Raw genomic sequence first — 24,899 nt, 5'->3', positions numbered from 1 at the left:
AAAATACAAAACGCCCGATGAAGTTCATCGAGCGTTTTAAACTGAAAAAAGTGTCAACCTATTTCAGGACTAGTCACGACTAATTACTTGAACTCGCCACTAGAAAATCCCTGTACTGCCAGTAACCATTAATGGGCTTAAGGTTTAGATTTTTAATCAGCTAATAATCGTATCTGGCAAAGCACGTGAAAAATGGTCATTTAAGCGCTTGCTGCTTTTTATGTTCCCTCAATTTGTTTAGCCTTATCTCTGCTTTAGCAAACAGACTATGCTCAGGGTAGTCTTCAAATTCAAAGTCACGTTCACCGACATCATGATCTGTTAAGAGTGATAAGGCTTCACTAACATGTTCTACCGCCCAAATATTAAATTGCCCCTTAGCCACAGCGTCAACGATATCCTGGCGTAACATCAAATTTTGAACATTGGATTTAGGAATGATGACCCCTTGGGTTGCACATCGACCTTGAATCTCACATACGTCAAAAAAGCCTTCTATTTTTTCATTAACGCCGCCTATAGGCTGAGCTGCACCGAATTGGTTCATTGAGCCGGTGATAGCAATATCTTGTCGTAATGGTACTTTTGCAAACGCAGACATAATCGCACAAAGTTCAGCCATTGAAGCGCTATCGCCATCTACACCACCATAATTTTGTTCGAAGGTGATATGGGTCGCTAATGGGATATTATCTGTTTGGCCGAAAATCGTTGATAAATAAGCCGTTAAAATCATTACGCCTTTTGAATGTAAACTGCCAGCGAGTTCAACCTTTCTTTCGATATCAAAAACAGCACCATCGCCGTAAGCCGTTGTAGCGGTAATGCGGCTTGGGGCACCGAACTGGTGATCGGATGTTGCTATGACTGACAAGGCGTTAATTTGGCCTACTACTTTACCTTGGGTATTAAGTAACGTGGTGCCATTAACAAAGCTTTGCATGACATTATCTTTTAGTCGACAAACCCGTTGCTCGTGATTGGCTAATGCTTGGTTGACATGACTGGTTCGAATCATATTGGCTTTTAAACTTCTTGCAACGTAATTCGACTCACGTAGTAGGTTAGCGATATCTGCGCTATGCAGTGATAACTTATTTTGGTCGTCTGCTTGGCGTGAACTAAATTCAATAATGCGTTTAATAGCACCGCGATCACAGTGCAACATCTTATTACCATGAACAATACTCGAGATAAACTGCGCGTAATGTAGTTCAGACTCGGGGGTTCTCGCCATAACATCTTCAAAGTCAGCCGTAACTCTAAAGAGTTCTTTAAATTCTGGATCATAATGCTGTAGCAACTGATAAGTTTGATAATCGCCAAATAGGATTATCTTCACATCCAATGGGATAGGCTCCGGATCCAGTGAGATAGTTCCAGACAAGGTAACTTCACGCTCGAGAGAGCTTAGGCTGAGTTTGCGAGAACGTAACGCCCGTTTTAATCCATCCCAAACATAAGGCTGCTCTAGTACCTTAATTGCGTCAATCATCAACACACCGCCATTGGCCTTATGCAAACTGCCACTGCGAATGAGCGAGAAATCAGAAAAAATGGTGCCTTTATAAGTCGCATTTTCAATATAGCCAAATATATTATGGTAATTGGGACTTTCTTCGACCACGATTGGAATGTCATCTTGTTGACTGACCAATACATTGATTTGGTAGCGCCGCGGCATTTTCTTTTCTAACGAGGCGTAGGAGAGGGCAACTTGCTCTTCATTTTGCTCTAAAAAAATGTCTAAGTTGTCCAAAATATCTTTATGCATTGCCACCAAATGCTTTTTAACATCATTTAGTTCTGCATATTGTTTTTTTAGCGGCTCTATCAGGTGAGATAACACATCTTCAGCAACCTCTTCATCATGGCGTTGCTGTTTCTCAGAGTAGGTTTCTTCCCACGTAGTAAATTTGCGCACCACTTCGCGTAATTTGGATTCTAACGCGGTAATATTATCTTCAAGCGCAGTTTGTTCTGACTTCTTTAATGCCAAAAAGGTATCTTCAGTATGAGGCTCCTCGCCATTCATTGCGACTAGCTCATAACTTCCTTGAGCAGATATAGACAAGCTAATATTGTTAGCAGCGCCTTCAGCAGTGATCTGTGCGAGTGCCTGCTCCTGTTTTTGTGCAAGGTTTGCCTTTAATTTTTCAGCTCTGTTGTAATAAACCTCATTGTCAAAAGCTAGCGGCAACGCTTTGCTAAGGCGTTGCATCAGTTTTTCGATGACTTTTTTAAACTTTACGCCTTCGCCCAAAGGTAGTTTAAGTACCTTTGGGTTTCGCGCCTCTTCAAAATTGACGACATAACACCAGTCATAGCGGGTTTTGCCATTAGGTTGATAACGATTAAGGTAGCGCATGACCATGGTTCGTTTTCCTAAACCATTACGTCCTATTGCATAAATATTGTAGCCCTTATCCTTCATAGACATAGCAAACTCTACCGCTTGCTGTGCGCGTTCTTGTCCAACAATTTCATCTAAAGGTGTTAAGTGCTTAGTTGACTTACAGGTGGCAGGAAGCTGATCTAATTGAGCTTCTCGGTAAATCTTGTCACGAGTCAGGGAATTGATAGGCATAGGTCGGTCCTCGTATGACAGAAGTTAAAACCAGTTTAAGCACGGACTTTAAATATTTCAGTAGTTTATTTAACCAAAACACTAAAACTAGCCTAAATCCATTGCGACCGCTCATTATTTAGTCAGACACGCATCTAAAAGTGCCCCATGTTGAATTTCTTTCAATATGAATATTGTATACCATTTGTTATTTTTTTGTTGAAAAAGGTCGGCTTATCGATAAGCAAGATAGCCAACTCAGTTTGCACTTTCCGCCGTAAAACAATAATAAGGCCCGATAGGAGCTGAAATGAAAATAAGACCAATCAACAACATACGTTTAAGTTGCCTTAGCACTGCAATAGTAATGGCACTGGCATTGTCTGCTTGTAATAGCGATGATGATACTAAAGAAATCACGCCTACGCCGACACCAACTCCGCCACCCGTCGTTGAAGAAATTCCCGGTGACGAGTTGATACTAGATACCGTCCACCAACATATTGATACAGCAGAGCCAATTTCTTTCTACGTTGACGTTACAGAAGCTGCGCCCACATTAGTCGTTAGCTTATTTAGTGGTGAAGCGAATGAAAATCTCGGCGACCCAGATGTCTATGTCCGCTATGAGGCGGTCGCTAGTGCTGGTGAAGCTAGTGAGTTTGATTGTGTGTCTTATAACGGTACTGATTACAACGAGACCTGTATTATAGATGATGCGCAACCTGGTCGTTATCATATATTAATTGATGCTTATGCCGAAGCTGCAACGGTTGATGCATCGATAGTGGCGACAACCAGTTTATTTAATCAAAGCGTAATGTGTGATGTCCCGGTGCAGATTAGAGCGCAATCGATGACGCAAGAGCAAGTTCAAGCAGCTTGTGATGTGTTGGTCGAAACCAAAGCTAGATTTGATGGAGCGTTTGCTGATATAAGTCCCGCGTTTGATCAGCCTGTTGAAAATGATTTAAACGAAGTGACCAACCTAAATATTTTCAGCAGCCTTTCTAATCATGCAGCATGGGCAGAACATCTATTTGATACGAGTAATACTAGCGGTATTTATTTTGAAACTTCACCGACTGATTGGTGGCATGACTCTACAATTCTTACCTTTAACGCCATTGAATGGTCTGGTGGTAGAGATGTCATCCGCTCATTAGATCATGAATATATTCATGCTCTTGACGGTAGATACAATAAAGAGGGCGGCTATAAGTCTAATATGAGTTGGTGGAGTGAAGGCCTAGCCGAATATTTAGGTACTTTCTATCAAAGAAATTATCAATCTCTGGTCACTGCTAGCGAAGCACAGCCTTATACGTTAGCACAAATTTTTAATGGGGAGAGTGACGCTTATTCTTGGGGAGAGCTTGCCGTAGCTTACCTTTTTGAACAAAAACCAGCATTAGTTACAAGCATGCTAACAGAAATGCGTGCGGGTAATTGGGATGCATTTGATGCTTTAATGGCTGATATTGCAACCAATGAACAAGCTAGATTTGAAAATTGGTATCAACAAACCTTGCCTGAACAGTTTGCAAATAGCGCTATGCCTTTAGCGATGAACGATTATCAGCATATTAATGGTAGAGGAGGTTGGTTATACAAAACGACGGTACCAGAAAATACTGATTCGGTAACGTTTGCCAGCAGTGGCGGCTCAGGTAATGTTGACCTATGGGTAAATCTTGGCACTGCTGCACATCCTTATTTAGTATCAGATGTAAGCTGCGCTTCTACCAATGATGGAAATCAGGAAACCTGTACATTGGAGTCACCAATGGCTGGAGACTATTACATGACAATTGGTTCAGACTTCGTTGGTGGAGATATTATTGACCTATACGTAAGCGCCTGTACTGGTGTTGATTGTGCCGTCGAATTACCTGCGCCTATGGAGTTAACCACAGTCACAGAGCCATATTTACCGCATTGGCCTGAAAAAGGTCAACTAGGAACCTGTAGCCTAGCAGAAACATATCGCACTTCTTACGATGTTGCACAGGATGTTGCAATAACCAATACCACTGAAACACCAGTTAAGGTTTATTGGTTAAGCACTTCCCAGGGCAATCGAGCTGGCGGGTCATATATGACGCTAGAACAAGGAGATAGCTTTGCACCTGACAACTGGCGTATAGGCGAGCGTGTTATGCTAACCGATATTGTTGATAATTGTTTAGCAGTAGCCATCCTTAATGATGAAACTAATGATTTCTCAATTAAGGCTTCTCACGTTGAAGGAGCGCAAAGTGAAGTGGTACTGCCAGAAGCGACCGCAGAAATGGGGAGTTGTGATTTAGTTGAGCCATATTCCAGAGAAAGTGGTAACGCACCTGAGTTCATCGTAGCCAATGCGTCGTCAAACAGTTACAACCTATATTGGATTAGTGATTCGACGGGGGAGCCATATCTGGAAAATGTTTATGCCACTTTAGAGCAAAATCAAATGTATTCTGCAGATTTCTGGGCAATTGGCGACCGCATGATGGTAGCTGATAGCGATAATCAATGTGTAGGCGTACTAAGCCTTAACGACACCAGCAACATTTTCGTTTTAGACTAAATCATTAAATGATTTCGATAAAAGCCTCATATTATTTATGGGGTTTTTTTATGTCATTTTCAAAATGAAGTGGTTTGAAAGTGAGGTGGTTTGAATTTCCCAATAAGAAATCAGCTAGGTGCAATACATTAATGGCATTAAATTTAGCACCAGGGTATTGGCCAAACCTTAAAACAGGTACGGACTAAAAGCTGCATTGAGTATCGAAAGCTATCAGGTTAGGCATAGAACAACGTCATGATGAGTGTTTATTGAGCAACACACTCAATTTAACATAATATACATTGTGCGCAATTCTGTATGTAGTAGTTAATGTGCCAGGGACTTACTCCGTTAACGTCTATGCAGCTAAGAGCAATTACATTAGTCGCTTTATTAATTAGTTATTTATAACCAGTTCTGCTTTTACGCTCATGATTTTAGCTATCCTGGTTTTCCATAGTTATCATCATACGTAACCTTTAAATATACGTAACTACAACCTTAGTTAGTCATCCTCAATCTGTTGAGTTGTCAATCTCCTGTAGCAGTTGCCTAATTACTTACTTATTACTGATAGCTACTTTCGAATGGCTATTGATTTGTTTGGATGGCAAACACTTGAACTGTCAACTTCTGAAATCTGCAGCTACGGGTTTATCTACTAGTCATTTTTTAAACCGACATCCATAGCATCGCTTAACTCGCACTTTGCTAAGATTCGCACCGTTTACGCCTTGGTACGCTAAAACATCACTAAATTGCTTATTTTTAAGACGTCGCTACGTGCGTGAAATATCTTTTTGCCTAGTCTAGTACTGTAGATTTCACGTAACGACACTTAAATTGGTTACAAATTGGGCCTGGTTTCGCTTAATGTTCTAGTTAACTGCAGCTGCATGCTCAATTAAGTAATTCGTAATCCTATGGTTTACCTACATGGTTTAACGAAGTTAGCTCTAGTGTGATGTTTATCTTAACGTGCTAGGTTAACGCTTTAGTTCAATACAAGAAGACTGCTTTTATTCGCGTCATCTGGACGGTCACGGACAACGTCAACTTAATCAGGACAGTAATAATCGGTTATCACCATGAGATATCGTTTACATATCAGTATTTATCCCTCTAACTTTAAGCTGAGTTCCAAACTGTGTTATCAAGTTGAGTTTTGAAAAAAGTGTTACTAGGAGCAAAGCCTTCTGGTTACTAACCAGGTAAATACTAATCTGCCGCGACGGAACCAATTCAAACTTATGTAAGCTCAAATTCTAAAGCCTCATTTATACTAAAGGTTCGTATGAATTGAATTAATGATTAATGCCGATAATGTTACTTATCGGCATTAAAATATAAGGTGTACAGGTATCATTAATTTTATTGCAAATGAATTTAATTTATCTAATCTAGCTAAGCTTGTTTTATTAAATTGAGCCAAACTTACACACGGCTAATTTGCTTGAAAGCACATTGGTGATTAACTTTTACATTTTGAATATTTAGTCGATATCAGCGAGTGCGTCAATTGGCCTGTTTGCAGAACTTGCTGCTATTTCTGAGCTTAGTGTATGTAAATATTGGCTGGTAGTATCAATACTCTCATGGCCGGCATCGGCTTGTACATGGGACAATGGCCGCTGATAAATATTGATATCGTGCGTAATACCAGTGTGACGTATATTGTGAGCAGTTAACTTCCTCATTTGTTGTGCATCGTCAAACAAGCCATCATTTTCAGCACATTTGGCACCATGTTCGATGATATTTTCTAGAATATCCCTTACCTGCCTTACTCCTAAATTAGCATTAATCACACCAGTATCTCGCCCTCTTCCGGCTGCTTTGTGACGGACAAACAGCGGAGTTTTATCATTAGAATCTGGTAGTGGTTTCAAACCAAGGTGGCCTCTATATGTACTTAAAGCAGCAAGTAAGGCTTTTGATACGGATACATATCTTGCTTTATGCCCTTTGCTTTGAGGTAAATAAAATTGCCAAATTCCGCTATGTTTATTCAATACAAATTGTGCCATGACGGGACTATACCCTGCTCTAGCACTCACATCTGAAACACGTAAATAACAGCTATAAACCAATTGGATCAAAAATAAACTGCGCTGATGAGTTAATGGGTCTTCGGCTGCAAGTTGTTTAGCGCCTGCAACGATATATGACCACTGTAATTCTGTGAAAGCCATTTGGTTAACTTCATTCTGATCTATCTTATGTTTGGCTCTATTAGAAAATCTAGAGTGATTTAACCAAGCTTGTGCGGGATTTCTTTCAGTAACATCCTCACCTATCAAGTAGTTATAAAACGAGCTTAATATAGCAAGTTTAGTTTTTAACGCGTTATCGCTTAACTGATAAGGTTCTGTTTTTCCGTTAACTTTTTTACCTATAAAGGGCTTCCACTTTGGATTAGGCACCTTACTTAATCCATCAAATTTAACAAACTGTGGCACATTGAAGTAACCGATAAGCGCCAATGGTGGATTCAAACAATAATCTACATACTGCGAGATCTGCTGGCGTTTTATTGCGACAGGACTAATTTTAGCGACTTGAAAACACCAATGTAGAAACGTGGTCAATTCACTACGATAACTCTTATAGCTATTTTCGTTATCTTTTTGGCAAAATAGCAATTCGCAACAGCATTGATAAACTAACCCGGCGTCTGATACATGGTTAATAGATATCTGGGTAATGTAGTCATTTACGGTCTGGTTACCCGTTAGTATGGTGGTACCACTTTCAAAGAGTGGCATGGCTTGTGTTTGCATAAAGACAAGAAGCTTGAAATGATGACTATTAGCATGACCGATTCAATCATTTAGATAAAGCAAAATGTGCGCTTTGGGCGGAATTACCGCCTTATTTTGTTGTTGCAAATATTTTAACTAAGCTATTGTAATCATTAACATCATAACCAACATCATCAGCTACTTTCTGGTTGTTAAAATCACAGTCTTGGCAAGATTGATGTTGACAATGGATCCGCTGTTTGCAACTTGTTAGACATATTTGCCAAACACGCCGTTTGGTATTTTGATCTAAGCAGCGAAAATCTGCGGCACACAATGCCCCTGCTTTAATCAAATTCGCGAGAACTTCATAGGGTAAGGAAATATTTAATCTTTCTGTGGTCATGATAATTCACCGATAAGCCTGTTTACTGATTAATATACCTAAATGAGAATAATTATCAACAACAGATAAAGATAAGCTTTTCATAAGGCTTAGCTAAACTTATCTTCCGAAAAAGCTAAAAAAATCAAGCCAAAAATCTTAGCTGTTCTACACTCAAGTATGTAGGTCTATTTTTTCGATTTAGAGGAAGACTGATGCTGATTGACATGGCCAAAAAAAGTCCCTTATTTTCAGGCAAAAAGAAAGCTGCCGAAGAAGCGGCAGGCCCAGCTTGGCGAATTTTGATTGTCGATGATGAACCTGATGTCCATACCGTTACTAAGCTGGCTCTGTCTCGATTCAAGTTAGATAACCGACCGCTTGAGTTTATCAATGCGTACAGTGGCGAAGAGGCAAAAACCATCTTAACTGACAGTAAAGATGTAGCGATGGCATTTGTCGATGTAGTAATGGAAAGTGACCATGCCGGCTTAGAATTAGTAAAGTGGATACGGGAAGAGTTTAACAATAAAGCTATTCGTCTTATCCTGCGTACTGGCCAGCCAGGTCAAGCCCCTGAAGAAGATGTCATTGTTAATTATGATATAAATGATTACAAAGCTAAGGCTGAGCTAGATTCAAGAAAGTTAATCACTAGTGTATATTCAGCTTTGCGTTCTTATCGCGATATTATGGAGATTGAGCAAGCAAAACAAGCCCAGATCCAACATCGCCAGGGACTCGAAAGAGTTGTTAACGCAACCTCAGGCCTTTTCGAGCTGCGAACACTGCATAATTTTGCCGATGGACTGTTGTTTCAAGTCGCGAACTTACTTAATTTAAGCAATGAAACCCTATTACTGTCTTGCAATGCAATCGATGCAATGAGTGAAAACGTCGATAGCGAAGAATTGCACATATTAGCAGGCACTGGTCAATTTGCTTCCCATCATGAAAAACAGTTACCCAGTCATATCGAAAAAGCACTTAAACAAGCACTGAGGGAAAAACGCTGCCTGTATGAAAATAATTGTTTTATTGGTTATTTTCCTGCAAAAAGTGGCTGGATAAACCTGCTATACATGGACAACATTGCGGCTATCGGCGATCTGGATAAGAAGTTGATAGACGTATTTGCCATTAACGTTGGTGTCGCTTTTGAAAATCTTTTACTTAATAAGGAGCTTGAAGATACTCAATCAGAATTAATTATGCGCTTGGGCGACGTGGTAGAAAGTCGCTCCAAGGAAGCGGCAAACCATGTTAAACGAATGGCTGAATACTGCTACCAATTAGCACTGTTACACGGCCTAGATGAACACCAAGCGGACCTCATCAAGCATGCCTCCCCTATGCATGATATAGGTAAAATAGCTACACCGGATTCAGTATTGCTTAAGCCTGGAAAGCTTAATGATGAAGAATGGGAAATAATGAGACAACACCCTGAAGTGGGTCATCAAATTTTAGCAAATTCAGAGAGGCCTATTTTAAAAGCCGCGAGTATTATCGCACTGCAACACCATGAAAAATTTGATGGCAGTGGATACCCAAGTGGATTGAAAGGTGAAGAGATCCATATTTTTGCGCGTATTGTTGCCATCGCTGATGTTTTTGATGCACTCACCCATGCACGTTGTTATAAACCCGCTTGGCCTTTAGATGAAGTGTTAGTAGAAATGAAAAAAGGCGCAGGCCAACACTTTGACCCAGCATTACTTAACACATTCATCGATAATATTGATGTGTTTAAAAAGGTAAAAGAAACCTTAAGCGATCACTAATCACTAAGAGCCTACATTATCTGCTAGAAAGTCAAACAGTAGGGTTTGACTTTCTCCAGATTTGGTGACGGTAATGTAAGCTCGCCAAACCATATAATCACTGCTACATGAGCCGTATATTAAGGTCCCTTGATATACATCTTTGGCCTTTTGTTGTAGATTTACGGGAATAACCCCCATAAACATGTCTCTTCCTTCCACGCGCATTTCAATGCTATCTACTTCGCTGTTGGTGGTTACTGTTAAATCAATTGGCTTTTCACTTGGCGCATGAGAGGGAGTAAACTCAAGTTTAACCACGGTTTTTGCCACTTTTTGAACGCAGGGTCCTTGGGAGAATTGGCATAATGTTTCATCAATTTTGGTGATTTTTTTTGGCTCATTGTTTTGCTTTTCACAGCCTAAAGCAAAACACAAAACTGTGACCGATATCACGACATTAATGATAGAAGAGCGACTAATTAGCACAATTTTCAACCTTTTGAAGCAATTTGTTCACATTGTATATATGTAGCTTGATCTGGATCAATATTTGATACCGCATAATTCCTATCTTTTTTGATATCGCTCAAGTATCATTGCGTTGCCCAGGATTAATTTACGTTAATGTAGGGTGACACATTGACACAATTAACGATGTTTCGTAGGGAAACCTTGATGATTGCGTCTTTTTACCGGGTAAAACTCGTTTTACTCAAACAATAAGTATAAGTAATAAGCAGTGGAAGCAATATGATGAACCATTCCCAGCCTCAAGGCGCTGATTACAATTACACTGTAGTTCGCCAGTTCGCCCTAACCACCGTGTTATGGGGCATTATTGGTATGACGGTCGGTGTATTGATCGCGGCACAGTTAATCTGGCCACAACTGAATTTTGAAACACCATGGCTAACGTACAGTCGTCTTCGACCACTGCACACTAATGCCGTAATTTTCGCATTCGGTACATCAGCACTATTCGCAACATCCTACTATATCGTTCAACGTACCTGTCAAACCCGACTATTTGCGCCAAAATTGGCCGCATTTACTTTCTGGGGTTGGCAAGCAATCATTCTATCAGCGGTGATCACACTACCTCTTGGTATTACCAGTGGTAAAGAATACGCTGAGTTAGAATGGCCAATCGATATTGCTATCACCATTGTGTGGGTAGCTTATGCGGTTGTCTTCTTTGGTACCATCATTAAGCGAACTACTTCACATATTTATGTGGCGAACTGGTTCTTTGGTGCGTTCATTATCACCGTTGCAGTGCTTCACATTGTTAACTCTATGGCTGTGCCTGTGAGTCTGTGGAAATCTTATTCACTTTATGCTGGTGCAGTCGACGCCATGGTTCAGTGGTGGTACGGCCATAATGCGGTAGGTTTCTTATTAACCGCTGGCTTCCTTGGTATGATGTACTACTTCGTACCAAAACAAGCGGGTCGCCCAGTTTACTCATACCGTTTATCAATTGTTCACTTCTGGGCACTTATTGCACTTTATATCTGGGCGGGTCCTCACCACCTACATTATACCGCGCTACCTGACTGGACTCAGTCTTTAGGTATGGTAATGTCGTTGATTCTATTTGCTCCTTCTTGGGGTGGTATGATCAACGGTATCATGACCCTATCTGGTGCATGGCATAAGCTAAGAACCGACCCTGTACTACGTTTCCTTGTTGTTTCTCTGTCTTTCTACGGTATGTCTACCTTTGAAGGCCCAATGATGGCAATCAAAACCGTTAACGCCCTTTCGCACTATACCGACTGGACTGTTGGTCACGTGCATTCAGGTGCATTAGGTTGGGTTGCAATGGTATCAATCGGTTCTTTATATCACCTGATTCCTGCTATTTACGGCCATGGTCGTATGTATAGCAACAACCTGGTTAACGTCCATTTCTGGTTAGCAACGATCGGAACGGTACTTTACATCGTATCTATGTGGATTAGTGGTGTTATGCAGGGTCTAATGTGGCGTGCGGTTAACTCTGACGGAACGTTAACTTATAGTTTCGTAGAGAGTATCGAAGCATCTTACCCATTCTACTTTGTTCGATTCCTAGGTGGCGCGTTTTTCGTAACGGGCATGCTGTTGATGGCATATAACGTGTTCAAGACAGTCAAAGCACCAAAAGAATCATTGCCAGCACCAGCTGAAGCATAAGGGGTAGATTAGATGAAATTTAATCATGAAATAGTCGAGAAGAATATCGGCCTATTGGGTATTTTCACTGTACTAGCTATCAGTATTGGTGGCTTGGTACAAATTACCCCCCTTCTCTTCCAAAAAGACACGACTGAGCCAGTAGATGGGCTACGTCCATATACTGCACTTGAACTTGAAGGTCGAGACATCTATATCCGTGAAGGTTGTTACAACTGCCACAGTCAGATGATTCGTCCATTACGTGCAGAAACAGAACGTTACGGTCACTACTCAGTCGCCGGTGAATCTGTTTGGGATCACCCATTCCAATGGGGTTCAAAACGCACTGGTCCTGATTTGGCCCGTGTAGGCGGTCGCTATAGCGATAAATGGCATGAGGTTCACCTCATCGATCCGCGTGCAGTAGTACCTCAGTCAAACATGCCAGGGTTCCCTTGGTTAGCTGACAACGTACTAGACGGTAAGCTGACTCAGAAGAAAATGACCATTCTGAACAACATGCATCCAGGTGAATATAAAGGTAACAACCTTTATACGCAGGAAGAGTTAGATGGCGCGCAAAAAGCTGTTGAGGGTAAAACCGAAATGGAAGCTATCATCGCCTACCTGCAGTCGCTAGGTCACGCATTGAAATAATTTGGAGGCATAAATATGGATTACGGCACAGTACAAGGGATTATTACCATTGTTGTTATGGTGACGTTTGTCGGTATTTTTGCGTGGGCTTATAGCGCTCGTCGTAAAGATCAGTTTGACGAAGCCGCTAACCTTGTTTTCTCTGATGAAGAGGTAAAAAACAAGGACTCAGGAGAACATAAGTAATGAGTAGCTTCTGGAGTTTATGGATTACCATTTTGACCATAGTGGTAATTGCAGGATGTTTTATCCTACTTAAGGTCGTCTCTAAAAACACTACTGGTGTTGAAGAAGGCGAATCTATGGGTCACAGCTTCGATGGAATTGAAGAGATCAATAACCCACTACCAAAATGGTGGAGTTATATGTTCTATGTCACCATCGTATTTGGTGTAGTTTATCTAGCGCTTTATCCAGGCTTAGGTAATTTCCAGGGTTTACTTGGTTGGACAAGCTCTAACCAAAGTGTACGTAACCTAGAAGAATCTAAGCTTGCTGTAGAAACCGCTGCTAAAGAAGGCCGTTGGGTTCAATATGACCAAGAAGTAAAAAGTGCAGACGAAAAGTTTGGCCCTATCTTCAAGGCATATGCCGATACGCCTTTAGAAGAGTTGGTTAACAACGAAGAAGCATTGAAAGTTGGTGGTCGTTTGTTCTTACAAAACTGCGCGCAATGTCATGGTAGTGACGCCCGTGGTAGTAAAGGCTTCCCTAACCTGACTGACGGTGATTGGTTGTATGGTGGCGAGTTAGAAACCATAAAAGCCTCTATCATGAACGGTCGTCACGGTATGATGCCGCCTAAAGGTGGTTTACCGATTGAAGATAGTGAAGTTAAAGGCCTTGCTGAATATGTACTTAAGCTATCGGGACGTGATCATGACGAGGCCCTTGCCGCACAAGGACAAGGCTCATTCATGAAAGGTTGTTTTGCTTGCCATGGCATGGACGGCACCGGTAATAAGATGATGGGTGCACCTAACTTAACTAACAATATTTGGTTGTACGGCGGCAGTCGAGGTGCCATTGAACAGTCTATCACTCAAGGTCGTAGTGGCGTAATGCCAGCTTGGAAAGACATGCTTGGTGAAGAGAAGGTTCATGTTATCTCTGCTTACGTTTATAGCTTGTCAAACAAGTAGTTACATCTAGTTAACAATGAGGCCTCGATCGTATCGAGGCCTTTTTTTTAAGTGCCATCTCACACTTTTCTATGTAAAATAGCGCTACTTCATTCTATAGGTATTGTTAATGAATCAACCTCAACCCTGGTATAAACAATTTTGGCCCTGGTTTCTTATCGTTTTGCCGCTAATTGCTGTAGTGGCAAGTTTCAATTTGCTCTTTCTTTCGATTGAACATCGGGATTCATTGGTGTCAGAAGACTATTACAAGGACGGTAAGCGTATAAACATGGATTTACGCGCCATTAATCAAGCTAAGCAGCTTGGTTTACAATATGAATTACTGGTAGACGATAATAACCTTACCTTGACTCAACATGGTGGTGAGCCCTATTTAGCGGCATTAACCGTTCAGTTCTTTCACCCTACCATTAAAGACAGAGACTTCAGCAATGTGATCACCGCCGATGGTAATAACCAGTATCACATCGCATTAGACAACCCACTGACAGGTTCTTGGGAAGTTCGTATAGAAGGATTCGACAAATCTTGGCGTATTCAAAAGCGTCTCGAGATTCGTGATGATAGTCAGTATTGGTTGAATTAACCAATTTATGACTACGACAAGTTGTTTTCACTGCGCGGAGCCGGTCACAACCGGCTCGCAATTCGTTACCGTCATCAATGACCAACCACGACTAATGTGTTGTCCCGGTTGCCAAGCTGTCTCACAAGCTATTATTGACGCGGGATTGACTAACTACTATAAATTCCGTACTGAGCCTGGCAGCAGGCAAACAGCCCTTGTACCCGATGAGCTTAATCATTACAGCGCTTTCGATTTACCAGAAGTACAACAAGATTTCGTTCATCACCAAGCAGAATTATCTAGCACATCGCTAACTATTGACGGTATCACCTGTGCAGCTTGTGCATGGCTTATCGAGCATCGACTCAAACATATCCCTGGTATCAACAGTATCAAGGTTAACAGTACCACTGAGCGTGCTGCTATCAAGTGGGATAATACACAAATCCAACTCAGCGAAATCTTAAACCATATTAGCCAAATAGGTTATCAAGCCGCCCCCTACCAAGTGGATGAGCAAGAAAAACAAAGTAAAGAAAATAGCCGAAAATTTCTGTTAAGGTTAGGTCTAGCTGGCTTCGCCACTATGCAAGTGATGATGTTTGCATTGGCTTTATACTCAGAATATTTTACCGATTTAGAAGTGGAATACCGTGACTACTTTCGCTGGGTAAGCATGATCTTTGCCGCGCCTGTGGTGTTTTACTCAGCACAGCCATTTTATTTTAGTGCAGTGAGGGGCATGCTTGTCGGTCGACTAAACATGGATGTCTCGGTATCCATTGCGATTTGTGGCGCTTACATCGCTAGCTGTATCGCCACAGTTCAAGGAACCGGTGAAGTATATTTCGAATCAGTCAGTATGTTCACTTTCTTTTTGCTGCTAGGTCGCTATTTAGAACAAAATGCGCGCCAGAAAGCAGCAATGAGCGCCAATAACCTGCATAAACTTGTGCCGTTAACCGCCAATCGCGTCAATCAAGACGGCAGCATTGAAGAGATCCCAGCTAAAAAACTACAAGTGGGCGATACCGTATTAGTTAAACCTGGCGAAGCCCTGCCCGCTGATGGCTTTGTCATTAAAGGTGAAACGGGTGTCGATGAAGCCATGTTAACGGGTGAACAAACCCCAGTGATTAAATCACTCGATAGCCAAGTTTACGCAGGCACCATTAATCTTGATCATCCGCTAACGGTATCGATTACTGCCGTTGGCCAGCAACAACTGGTTGCTGAAATTATGCGAATGCAGGAAGATGCCGCGAATACTAAGCCTAAAGTGGCCGAGTATGTTGATACGATATCCAATTACTTCACTTGGACTATTTTAATCATCGCCGCAATAACCTATATCGTTTGGCGAATTTATTGGCCCGAAGATGCTTTTTGGGTCACGTTATCGGTATTGGTTGCTACCTGTCCCTGTGCACTTGCACTCGCTACACCCACTGCTGTGACTTGCGCAACAGGTTTATTTACACGTTTAGGCATAGTTGCTAAAAAGCCCGGTGTTTTTGAAAAATTACCACAAATTGAACATGTTGTTTTTGATAAAACTGGGACTTTAACTTGTGGTGCGCTCACCATAGAAAGTATAAAAACTTTCCAGGAGGTAGATGAAGAAGCGTGTCTTAAAATCGCGAGCGCACTCGAACGACAGTCTTTACATCCCCTGGCCGCAGCCTTTAACGCCAATAGCCAAGGCTTGGTGGTTGAAAACGCTAAAAATGTGCCAGGGTTTGGTATCAGCGGCAACATTGGAGCTAACAAATATTCACTAGGTAGTGCTGCATTTTGTCAAGTTTCAGCCAAAGCGCTAAGTAGCAGTGATAGTCAAACTGATAAGCAACAAGTCTATCTTGCCGATGAATCAGGACTGTTAGCGAGTTTTACTGTTATCGACGAAATTCGGGCCGATGCTAAAGATGCGGTGTTGGCACTGAAACAGCAAAACATGGCAATTAGCATCGCCAGCGGTGATTGCTCCAACCATGTCGAACAAGTTGCAAAGTCACTTGAAATTACCGACCTACATAAAGGCATGTCCCCTGCAGATAAATTAAGTCTAATTCAAACTTTAGAACGTAAAAAGGCCACAGCCATGTTTGGTGATGGTATAAATGACGCCCCTGTATTGGCAGGTGCTAACCTATCCATTGCCATGGGGAGCGGCGCGCATGTCACTAAAAACAGCGCTGATATCGTATTGTTAAGTAATCAACTATCGCGTTTCCCTGAAGCAATCAAGATTGCCAAGTTCACTCAAAAGGTGATAAAGCAAAATTTATGGTGGGCGTTGGGGTATAATCTGTTTATTATTCCGCTTGCGGTTACAGGTCACGTCGTGCCTTACATTGCAGCCATTGGTATGTCAGCGAGTTCACTAATTGTTGTTGCCAATAGTCTACGACTATTAAAGGTAAAATTATGAGCATAATTTATGTGTTAATCCCTATTGCCATGTTATTCGTATTAATTGCTGTGGGGATCTTTTTCTGGGCAGTTAAGTCTGAGCAATTTGATGACTTAGACCGACAAAGCGTGTCTATTTTGTTCGATGACGATATCAAACCAAAGTCAAACAATAGCGACCAAGAAGGCGCGAAAAAGTCTTGACTGATTACAGCTACACGGCGGCCTTTATTGTCGGACTGATGGGAGCTGGCCACTGTATGGGAATGTGCGGTGGTATTGTGGGCGCATTTTCCCAACAATTGCCCAAAGTCCAACGAGGGAGCCTACTAGCCCATCGACTACAATTTCTTCTTGCCTATAACCTCGGGCGAATCAGTAGCTATGGTATTGCGGGTGCGTTGGTCGGTGGCTCTGCTAGTATGTTGGGGCTGTTATTTGATATCGATACCTACTTACTCGTTCTGCGCTTGATTGCCGCGATCATGATGATCATTACCGGCTTATACATTGCCCAAATTTGGGCCGGCGTGGTTCAAATCGAACGCTTAGGTCAATGGATATGGAGATTCCTTAGCCCAATAGCAAATAAATTACTGCCAATCCAAACCCCGTTTAAAGCGAGTATTGCCGGTTTGATTTGGGGTTGGCTACCCTGCGGATTAGTCTACAGTACGTTAACGTGGGCTGTGGCGAGCAACTCCGCCCAAAACGGCGCATTGATCATGCTTTGTTTTGGTCTGGGTACCCTTCCGGCTTTGCTAAGTGCAGGACTTGCTGCTGATTTGTTAAACCGATGGGTTCGTTCAAAATGGGTCAAATGGCTCAGTGGTGCTGCATTAGTAGCGTTTGGTTGCCACACTTTGTACATCGGTTTTAGCCAGCTAAACTAGCCCATATTATTAAATTAAGTTAACATATGGGTAATTGTGAAACTTGAGAGAGATTATGACAGATACCATTAAAAGTCGTCGTTCGGCATCACCCGGATGCGCCATACATTGTCATGACTGCAGTATGGGAACACTTTGTATCCCATTCACGTTGAATACTAACGAGCTAGATCAGCTTGACGATATCATCGAGCGCAAAAAGCCAATCCAAAAAGGTGAGCAAATATTCAAGTCAGGGGATCCTCTCAAATCGTTATACGCAATACGTTCAGGCACAATCAAAAGCTATACCATTACCGAGCAAGGCGATGAGCAAATCACCGGTTTCCACCTAGCAGGAGATGTCATTGGTTTTGACGGTATCCACTCTCAAATGCATCAGAGTTTTGCCCAAGCGTTAGAAACCTCCATGGTGTGTGAAATCCCCTACACCACACTAGACGACCTATCAGGTACCATGCCCAAGCTCAGACAACAAATCATGCGATTGATGAGCAACGAAATTCAGTCAGATCAGGAGATGATCTTACTATTAAGTAAGAAAAACGCCGAAGAACGTCTGGCAGCATTTATCAGCAACTTGGCTACGCGCTTTGGCAATCGCGGCTTTTCACCAAAAGAGTTTAGGCTAACCATGACTCGGGGTGATATTGGTAACTACTTAGGTTTAACGGTCGAAACTATCAGTCGCTTGCTTGGGCGTTTTCAGAAAGCTGAACTCATTGAAGTTAAGGGCAAATATATTACTATTGTTGACTTTGAATCCTTGTCTAAACTCTCAGGAAACAATAAGATAGGACGGTAACCTAGTTTGTCAGGGCAAATTTGATCTAACACAAAGCATTTTGCCCTGATTAGCGCATTATTAAGTTATCGCTTCACTTAAAGGAGTAAGCTATGAAGGACTATCAAAAGATCCTTGTTGTAGTAGATCCAACTAATGATAAGCAGTCGGCCATCGCCCGTGCCGTAGAATTAGCCTCTAAAAACAATGCCAAAATAACGGTATTCCTCTCAATCTTTGATTTCTCCTATGAAATGACTTCTATTTTGTCAGGCCAAGAGCGTGAAGCCATGCGTCAAGGGGTTATCGCACAACGTCAGGCTTGGCTGCAAGAAGTGTTAAGCCAGTATCAACAAGATGGCGTTGATATTGAAAGCGAAGTCATTTGGCACAATCGCCCTTACGAAAGTATTATCCTGCACGCAATTGAAGGAAAGTACGACCTTATCGTTAAAGGTACCCACGAGCACGACAAGCTGAAATCGGTTATCTTTACACCAACAGATTGGCATTTAATGCGCAAAGCGCCAGTACCAGTACTTTTGGTTAAAGAACACGATTGGCCTGTCCAAGGTAAAATCTTATGTGCGGTTAACGTTGCCAGCGAAGACGATGACCACCAAGCGCTAAACGGGATTATTATCAATCACGCATTAGACTTAGCCAAGAAGTTCGATGCACAAGTCCATCTCGTTAACGGTTATCCTGGTACCCCAGTTAATCTTGCCATCGAACTACCAGATTTTGATGCGCATACCTATAGTGAAACCATTCGCATGCAACATGAGCAGCGGGTGACCTATTTAGCAAACAGTTATGGTATTGAAGCTGATTTCTGTCATGTAAAAGAAGGCTTACCCGAAGATGTAATACCCGATGTAGCAGCGGCATTAGATGCTGAATTGGTGATTCTTGGCACCGTTGGACGCACAGGCTTTTCAGCAGCCTTAATCGGTAATACAGCAGAACATGTGATTGATAGCATTAATTGTGATTTATTAGCAATTAAACCGGAAGGATATCGTTCACCGCTTGAAGAGAGTTAATTAACCATCTTCTTTGCTACAAATTAATACGCTATACTACGCGCCCTGATTTTGAGTCTCTAGGCGCGTTTTTTTATGTCCGACATTGAACAAGCATTAACTAAAAAGCAAACGACCCGTTTAAACAAGCTACAAAAGAAACTACGACGCGAAGTTGGTAGTGCGATTGCAGATTTTGGCATGATTGAAGATGGTGATCGTGTGATGTGCTGTTTGTCTGGTGGTAAGGACAGTTATGCGATGTTGGATATTTTAATCAACTTACAACAACGAGCACCGATAGACTTTGAAATCGTCGCGGTTAATCTCGACCAAAAGCAGCCTGGCTTTCCTGAAGACATTCTTCCTGCCTATCTCGATACACTAGATGTGCCCTATCACATCTTGGAAAAAGACACCTACTCTATCGTTAAGGATAAAATACCAGAAGGTAAAACAACATGCTCATTATGCAGTAGGTTGCGCCGAGGCACTTTGTATGGGTTTGCACAAAAAATAAATGCCACTAAAATCGCTTTAGGTCATCATCGAGACGATATCGTCGAAACGCTATTTTTAAATATGTTTTTTGCAGGCAAACAAAAAGCCATGCCACCCAAGTTGCTTTCCGATGACGGGGCCAATGTCGTTATTCGTCCGCTAGCCTATTGCCGCGAAAAAGATATTGCAGAGTACGCGCAGCTTAAAGCTTTTCCAATTATTCCTTGTAATCTTTGTGGCTCACAAGAGAACCTTAAGCGTCAAGCGGTAAAGGATATGTTAAAGAGCTGGGATAAAGAGTTTCCCGGACGAATTGAAACGATTTTTACAGCAATGCAAAATACCGCACCGTCTCAGGGCGTTGATAGAAATCAATTTGACTTTAAGAGTTTAAAACGCGATCCGAATGCGCCGATGTCAGGAGATGTTGCTGAGTCTGATTTACCTGCGTTTGATTTTCTCGACATTGCCAACAGCGGCCATATTGATTTAGATGCTGCGTCAAAAGTGACTCAAGAGCAGCGTATTGATGTGGTAAACACCTTTCGCCCCTAGTTAAGAAGTGGCATAAAAAAGGGCCTATTAAGGCCCTTTTTTTAGCTTTATTCCGTTCCTGTCCACGGGCTAATAACCTTTGGTGTCACGCTAAAGCTGATACTTTCTAATTCACTGATGGCTTGAGTAGATAATCGATAGACGCCGCTGAAACGATGTTCAATACCGTCAGTAGTAATCGTTACCTGCTGATCCTTATCAAATTCAAAGTTAATGCCATTGGTAGACTCGCTAAAATAACGCATGGGAAACCCTTGCATCGACTTTAACAACTGGTTCATCTGCTCATTAATGCTTTGCACTTCTTCGCGGACATATTGTTGTTTAGTTTGCTTTGCGCGAATTTGCATAGCAATCCCACAATGAGCGCCATCTCCTTGCATATCGAGATTAATCACAGCACGATTTGATTTCAACGCGTCGTCAAATGGGATAAACAACCGCTGACTTTCGTTAATCGTTAACGGAAATTGTTCCTTTTCAGTGGTGATAGAACCACCTAAGACAACACACTCTTTTGTTTTAGGCACGCTAAATGCGATTTCAACTAACGGGTAATGTCCCTTATTGACTTGCTTTAAACGCTGGTAAAAGCCTTGATACTCCAAAGAAATTGGCGCCGCTTGTGCAACACCACAGGTCAATAAAAGACAACTAAACAGAAGGCCCTTTCGCATTATTATCCACCAAGTATTTTTTGTTATGTCTGAGCATTTCAAGTAATTCATCTATGTAGGCCTCTTGCCGCTCAGAGTAATGAATAAGGCCGTACACTAATTCTGTCGCTTCAGGTTGTTTATTTTGCGCTCTAAGATCTGCGCGGATTGAACGCAGAAGACTGTATGCTGCATTCGAATTAAGGTTACGTAAATAAGAAGCGACAGAATCCTCCACACTATCGAAAACGGCAACCTCATGGCTCATGCCCGCTGTTCTTGACTGCGGGACTAAACCACAGCCCTTTCGAAAGCACCATTGACCAAAAAAGTTTAAACCCTGTTTAGCAAATCGTGAGCTTCCCCAACCAGTCTCATTAGCAGCTTGGATCAGCACCATGTCTTCTGGGATAATATCAACCCTTTCTAGAAGCTGAGACAGTGTATTTTCATTGATAGAGCGCAGCGCTAATTGGTATTTGCTTGCCAACCCTTCTACTCTAAAACGTTCAGCTTCGGTTAAAGCTTGATCTTGTCGCATATGTTCAAGGGTTTGGCTAAGAAATTGACGCTCATCCAAAATAATTGCATTTTGATGGCGTATCGCAGGTCTTAGGTAATTGAAAAAAGCTTGCTTCTTTTCAGATACATCTTGAATGGCGCTAAAGTCAGGGATCTTACTGGTGGGTAATTGATTCTTAACCAACTGCCCTTGTTCGACGGCGGTATCGCCTTGTTGCTGTAATAACAAGGTTTTGCTTGTTAACAATACAATTGTCACAAGTCCTAATGATACAACTATTTTCCCAACTCTACCTGTTTTCAAGCTTTCACCTTTTAAGCAAATATGAGCTTGGATTATATACTTAAACGACTAAGTTGTGCGAGCAACTTGATTAAGCTAAGACAATGTTTATTGTCCGATACTTTAAAAGTTATCTTAGGTATAATCATTGGCTTCGACAACTCAACAAAGTCAGTTTTAATGCCAGAAAAATTACTCAGTCAATATGACCATATCGTTGCTATCGGCGGCGGTCACGGACTTGGTAGAGTATTATCATCGCTTAGTTTCTTAGGCCCTAAACTCACAGGCATCGTTGCAACAACGGATAACGGCGGTTCAACGGGGCGACTAAGACAGTCACAAGATTGTATCGCTTGGGGGGATTTACGTTATTGTTTATCTCAACTTGTCGACAAACCATCAGTAGGTTCGCTGCTGTTCGATTACCGTTACGCTGGCAGTAGCGAATTAGCGGGGCACAACCTCGGTAATTTAATGTTACTAGCGCTTGATCAGTTATGTGTACGTCCATTAGAAGCAGTTAATCTAATCCGCCAAATGCTCAATGTTGAATGCCAGCTTATCCCTATGTCTGAGCAACCGACCCATCTTGTTGCCATTGCTGGAGCAGGGACTAAAATCTATGGTGAAGTCGAAGTTGACGAAATGCAGCAAGCACCTGTTGCGCTGGCACTAGAACCTAATGTTGAGTCAACTAACGAAGCAGTCGATGCAATAAAACAAGCAGAGTTAATTATTCTAGGGCCAGGAAGCTTTTTAACCAGTGTTATGCCTCCCCTGCTCTTGCCAGATATCTGCCAAGCTATTGTAGCCAGCGATGCACCAATTATTTATGTAGACAATTTAACCCAAGAGCCCTCTGCAGCTGCTAATTTTTCAATAAAAGAAAGATTACAATGGTTTAGCCAAATTCTCTCTGGTAAAAACATCGATGCAGTACTCGCCAACGGCAGTGAAACATCACGAGAGGGCAATGTATTCACCGCCCCATTGGTGAGTAAAGATCATTTAGCGATGCATGACAAGTTGGCATTAGTAAAAGGATTTGCCCAGATACTTAACCAAATAAAATAAAAGGAGCCTTTAGGCTCCTTTTTCTAACTTATTGCTTTATTTGCAGCTGAGAGTTTGCGGCCTAACATGCTAAGCGGCAGACCGCACAACTCTCAATAAAACGACCTAATTACTGAACTACAGCGGCTATCGCTTTACAAATAATTGGCATATTTGCCTTCGTCATGCCCGCAACACTTATTCTGCCGCTACCAACGATATACACGCCGTGGTCAACTTTAAGCTGCTCTACTTGCGCTTTAGTCAGGCCAGAAAAACTGAACATCCCATTTTGGTCATTAATAAAATCAAAATTTTGAGTTACACCAGCCTGTTTTAAGCTGCTTACGAACAAGCTACGCATTTCCGCGATACGCTCACGCATTTGTTGTAATTCTTGCTCCCACAATGCACGTAGCTCATCATCAGCAAGTATGGTACTCACTATCAGTGCGCCGTGGGCTGGCGGATTCGAATAGTTTGCACGAATAGTACTCTTCACTTGACTAAATGCAGTTGCTGCAACCTGCTGCGACTCGGCAACTAATGTAACAGCACCAATGCGTTCATTATACAGGCCAAAGTTTTTGGAAAATGAGTTTGCGATAACCAGCTCTGGAACAACGTTTGCAACGATACGTAAGCCTTGGGCGTCTTGTTCTACGCCGGCACCGAAACCTTGATAAGCGAAATCAAATAACGGTACCAATTGCTTATCAAGGCACAGCTGGGCTATCGATTCCCATTGCTGAGCATTTAAGTCGATACCTGTTGGGTTGTGGCAGCAACCATGTAGCAGCACGAGATCGCCAGCTTTAGCTTGCTGAAGATCTTCACACATTGCCGCAAAATCCATGTCGTGGGTTTCAGGGCGATAGTAACGATACTGTTTAACTGCAAGGTTTGCTGAACTAAAAATGTTATTGTGATTTGCCCATGTTGGATTACTCACCCAAATAGTGTCGGCACTGGTGTTTTTAACCAAAAACTCAGCGGCAACGCGTAATGAACCAGTTCCGCCTGGTGCTTGTGCGGTAGCTGCACGTTTGTTTTTAACAACAACATGTTCCGCACCAAACAACAGTGATTGTACAGCTTGGTTATATGCTTGTACGCCATCGATACCTAGATAACTTTTGCTGGTTTCACTACTAAGCAGCTTTTCTTCTGCAAGTTTGACTGACTTCAAGATTGGTGTGGCACCAGACTCATCTTTATAAATACCAACACCTAAATTGACCTTATCACTGCGTTTATCGGCTTTGAATGCATCTGTTAAGCCTAAGATCGGATCGGCACTAGCCAGCTCTACCTGGTTAAATATCATGGTTTTTTCCTAGAAAAAAAGCGTTTATGTAGGGTTCGTCGCTAGTTATATCAAAGACCCAGGGCGCTTCATAGCGACTTTGCCACAAAGTGAAAAAAATAGTATCTCATTTAAAGAATCTTAACTTATGTGGGCATAATAAGAGAATCACTTAGAAAATTAATCATTATTTTATTGTTTTGATAATCAATCTGCGCTGTCAGCTAACTTTATGATTGTTACAGAGTAGAGATACAAAAAAGCCCCAACAACTGTTGAGGCTTTTTTGTCATCAAAAGATGGTACCCGAGGCCGGACTTGAACCGGCACGCTTATTCAGCGAGGGATTTTAAATCCCTTGTGT

20 protein-coding genes are annotated in these 24,899 nt (G+C 41.9%); 14 read left to right on the top strand and 6 right to left on the bottom strand.

Annotated elements, in window-relative coordinates; translation table 11 throughout:
- Positions 1 to 196: 196 nt before the first annotated feature.
- Positions 197 to 2,587, bottom strand: a complete 2,391-nt coding sequence (locus ACHUFW_RS21535; protein ID WP_394205997.1) for a Lon protease family protein — start codon at positions 2,585 to 2,587, stop codon at positions 197 to 199.
- 289 nt (positions 2,588 to 2,876) lie between these two features.
- Between ACHUFW_RS21535 and ACHUFW_RS21530 the strand changes: the two genes are divergently transcribed.
- Complete coding sequence (locus ACHUFW_RS21530; protein WP_394205995.1) at positions 2,877 to 5,138, top strand: collagenase; 2,262 nt, start codon at positions 2,877 to 2,879, stop codon at positions 5,136 to 5,138.
- 1,475 nt (positions 5,139 to 6,613) lie between these two features.
- Here the strand turns inward: ACHUFW_RS21530 and ACHUFW_RS21525 are convergent.
- The gene (locus ACHUFW_RS21525; protein ID WP_394205994.1) at positions 6,614 to 7,900 is read right to left on the bottom strand and encodes a tyrosine-type recombinase/integrase; all 1,287 of its coding nucleotides are present in this window, start codon (positions 7,898 to 7,900) and stop codon (positions 6,614 to 6,616) included.
- A 561-nt stretch (positions 7,901 to 8,461) separates the two neighbouring features.
- Here ACHUFW_RS21525 and ACHUFW_RS21520 point away from each other — a divergent pair.
- Positions 8,462 to 10,030 carry a DUF3369 domain-containing protein gene (locus ACHUFW_RS21520; RefSeq protein WP_394205993.1) on the top strand — a complete coding sequence of 523 codons (1,569 nt, stop codon included), beginning with the start codon at positions 8,462 to 8,464 and terminating at the stop codon, positions 10,028 to 10,030.
- Positions 10,031 to 10,033: 3 nt separating this feature from the next.
- Here the strand turns inward: ACHUFW_RS21520 and ACHUFW_RS21515 are convergent, their stop codons facing one another.
- On the bottom strand, positions 10,034 to 10,498 hold the full coding sequence (locus ACHUFW_RS21515; protein ID WP_394205991.1) for a hypothetical protein: 465 nt from the start codon (positions 10,496 to 10,498) through the stop codon (positions 10,034 to 10,036).
- A gap of 264 nt (positions 10,499 to 10,762) precedes the next feature.
- On the opposite strand from ACHUFW_RS21515, the gene ccoN reads away from it, so the two are divergent.
- The 11 genes from ccoN (at position 10,763) to ttcA (ending at position 20,712) form a co-directional block, all read left to right on the top strand.
- Positions 10,763 to 12,190, top strand: coding sequence for a cytochrome-c oxidase, cbb3-type subunit I (ccoN, locus tag ACHUFW_RS21510; protein ID WP_394205989.1), 1,428 nt, complete (start codon positions 10,763 to 10,765; stop codon positions 12,188 to 12,190).
- Between the two features lie 12 nt (positions 12,191 to 12,202).
- Positions 12,203 to 12,829, top strand: coding sequence for a cytochrome-c oxidase, cbb3-type subunit II (gene ccoO, locus ACHUFW_RS21505; protein WP_394205988.1), 627 nt, complete (start codon positions 12,203 to 12,205; stop codon positions 12,827 to 12,829).
- 15 nt (positions 12,830 to 12,844) lie between these two features.
- A complete protein-coding gene (locus tag ACHUFW_RS21500; protein WP_394205986.1) occupies positions 12,845 to 13,015 on the top strand; it encodes a cbb3-type cytochrome oxidase subunit 3 in 171 nt (56 codons plus the stop codon).
- Positions 13,015 to 13,971 (top strand): cytochrome-c oxidase, cbb3-type subunit III, encoded by a 957-nt coding sequence (ccoP, locus tag ACHUFW_RS21495; protein WP_394205984.1) that lies wholly within the window; start codon positions 13,015 to 13,017, stop codon positions 13,969 to 13,971. The genes ACHUFW_RS21500 and ccoP overlap by 1 nt, the downstream gene beginning before the upstream one ends.
- A gap of 109 nt (positions 13,972 to 14,080) precedes the next feature.
- Complete coding sequence (locus ACHUFW_RS21490; protein ID WP_394205983.1) at positions 14,081 to 14,560, top strand: FixH family protein; 480 nt, start codon at positions 14,081 to 14,083, stop codon at positions 14,558 to 14,560.
- 7 nt (positions 14,561 to 14,567) lie between these two features.
- Positions 14,568 to 16,973: a heavy metal translocating P-type ATPase gene (locus ACHUFW_RS21485; RefSeq protein ID WP_394205981.1), complete on the top strand. Its 2,406-nt coding sequence runs from the start codon at positions 14,568 to 14,570 to the stop codon at positions 16,971 to 16,973.
- The gene (gene ccoS, locus ACHUFW_RS21480; protein WP_394205979.1) at positions 16,970 to 17,158 is read left to right on the top strand and encodes a cbb3-type cytochrome oxidase assembly protein CcoS; all 189 of its coding nucleotides are present in this window, start codon (positions 16,970 to 16,972) and stop codon (positions 17,156 to 17,158) included. The genes ACHUFW_RS21485 and ccoS overlap by 4 nt, the downstream gene beginning before the upstream one ends.
- On the top strand, positions 17,155 to 17,847 hold the full coding sequence (locus tag ACHUFW_RS21475; RefSeq protein WP_394205977.1) for a sulfite exporter TauE/SafE family protein: 693 nt from the start codon (positions 17,155 to 17,157) through the stop codon (positions 17,845 to 17,847). Before ccoS ends, ACHUFW_RS21475 begins: the two co-directional genes overlap by 4 nt.
- Positions 17,848 to 17,902: 55 nt before the next feature.
- Entirely contained in the window at positions 17,903 to 18,652 is a 750-nt protein-coding gene (gene etrA, locus ACHUFW_RS21470) for an electron transport transcriptional regulator EtrA (RefSeq protein ID WP_028772235.1), read from the top strand.
- Positions 18,653 to 18,744: 92 nt separating this feature from the next.
- Positions 18,745 to 19,677, top strand: a complete 933-nt coding sequence (gene uspE / locus ACHUFW_RS21465; protein WP_394205975.1) for a universal stress protein UspE — start codon at positions 18,745 to 18,747, stop codon at positions 19,675 to 19,677.
- A gap of 75 nt (positions 19,678 to 19,752) precedes the next feature.
- Complete coding sequence (ttcA, locus tag ACHUFW_RS21460) at positions 19,753 to 20,712, top strand: tRNA 2-thiocytidine(32) synthetase TtcA (RefSeq protein ID WP_394205973.1); 960 nt, start codon at positions 19,753 to 19,755, stop codon at positions 20,710 to 20,712.
- Positions 20,713 to 20,759: 47 nt separating this feature from the next.
- Here ttcA and ACHUFW_RS21455 read toward each other — a convergent pair whose 3' ends face one another.
- Positions 20,760 to 21,389, bottom strand: coding sequence for a DUF2987 domain-containing protein (locus ACHUFW_RS21455; protein WP_394205971.1), 630 nt, complete (start codon positions 21,387 to 21,389; stop codon positions 20,760 to 20,762).
- Complete coding sequence (locus tag ACHUFW_RS21450) at positions 21,367 to 22,194, bottom strand: glucosaminidase domain-containing protein (protein WP_394205969.1); 828 nt, start codon at positions 22,192 to 22,194, stop codon at positions 21,367 to 21,369. The genes ACHUFW_RS21455 and ACHUFW_RS21450 overlap by 23 nt, the downstream gene beginning before the upstream one ends.
- 159 nt (positions 22,195 to 22,353) lie before the next feature.
- Here ACHUFW_RS21450 and yvcK point away from each other — a divergent pair, with 159 nt between their 5' ends.
- A complete protein-coding gene (gene yvcK, locus ACHUFW_RS21445) occupies positions 22,354 to 23,250 on the top strand; it encodes a uridine diphosphate-N-acetylglucosamine-binding protein YvcK (RefSeq protein ID WP_394205968.1) in 897 nt (298 codons plus the stop codon).
- A gap of 109 nt (positions 23,251 to 23,359) precedes the next feature.
- On the opposite strand, the gene ACHUFW_RS21440 is transcribed toward yvcK, so the two are convergent.
- Positions 23,360 to 24,556: an amino acid aminotransferase gene (locus tag ACHUFW_RS21440; RefSeq protein WP_394205966.1), complete on the bottom strand. Its 1,197-nt coding sequence runs from the start codon at positions 24,554 to 24,556 to the stop codon at positions 23,360 to 23,362.
- Between the last annotated feature and the right edge of the window lie 343 nt (positions 24,557 to 24,899).

This window comes from Shewanella waksmanii (genome assembly GCF_043643685.1).
Classification (GTDB): domain Bacteria; phylum Pseudomonadota; class Gammaproteobacteria; order Enterobacterales; family Shewanellaceae; genus Shewanella; species Shewanella waksmanii_A.
The sequence above is the reverse complement of the archived record's forward strand: the minus strand, read 5'-3'. Positions and strand labels throughout refer to the sequence as shown.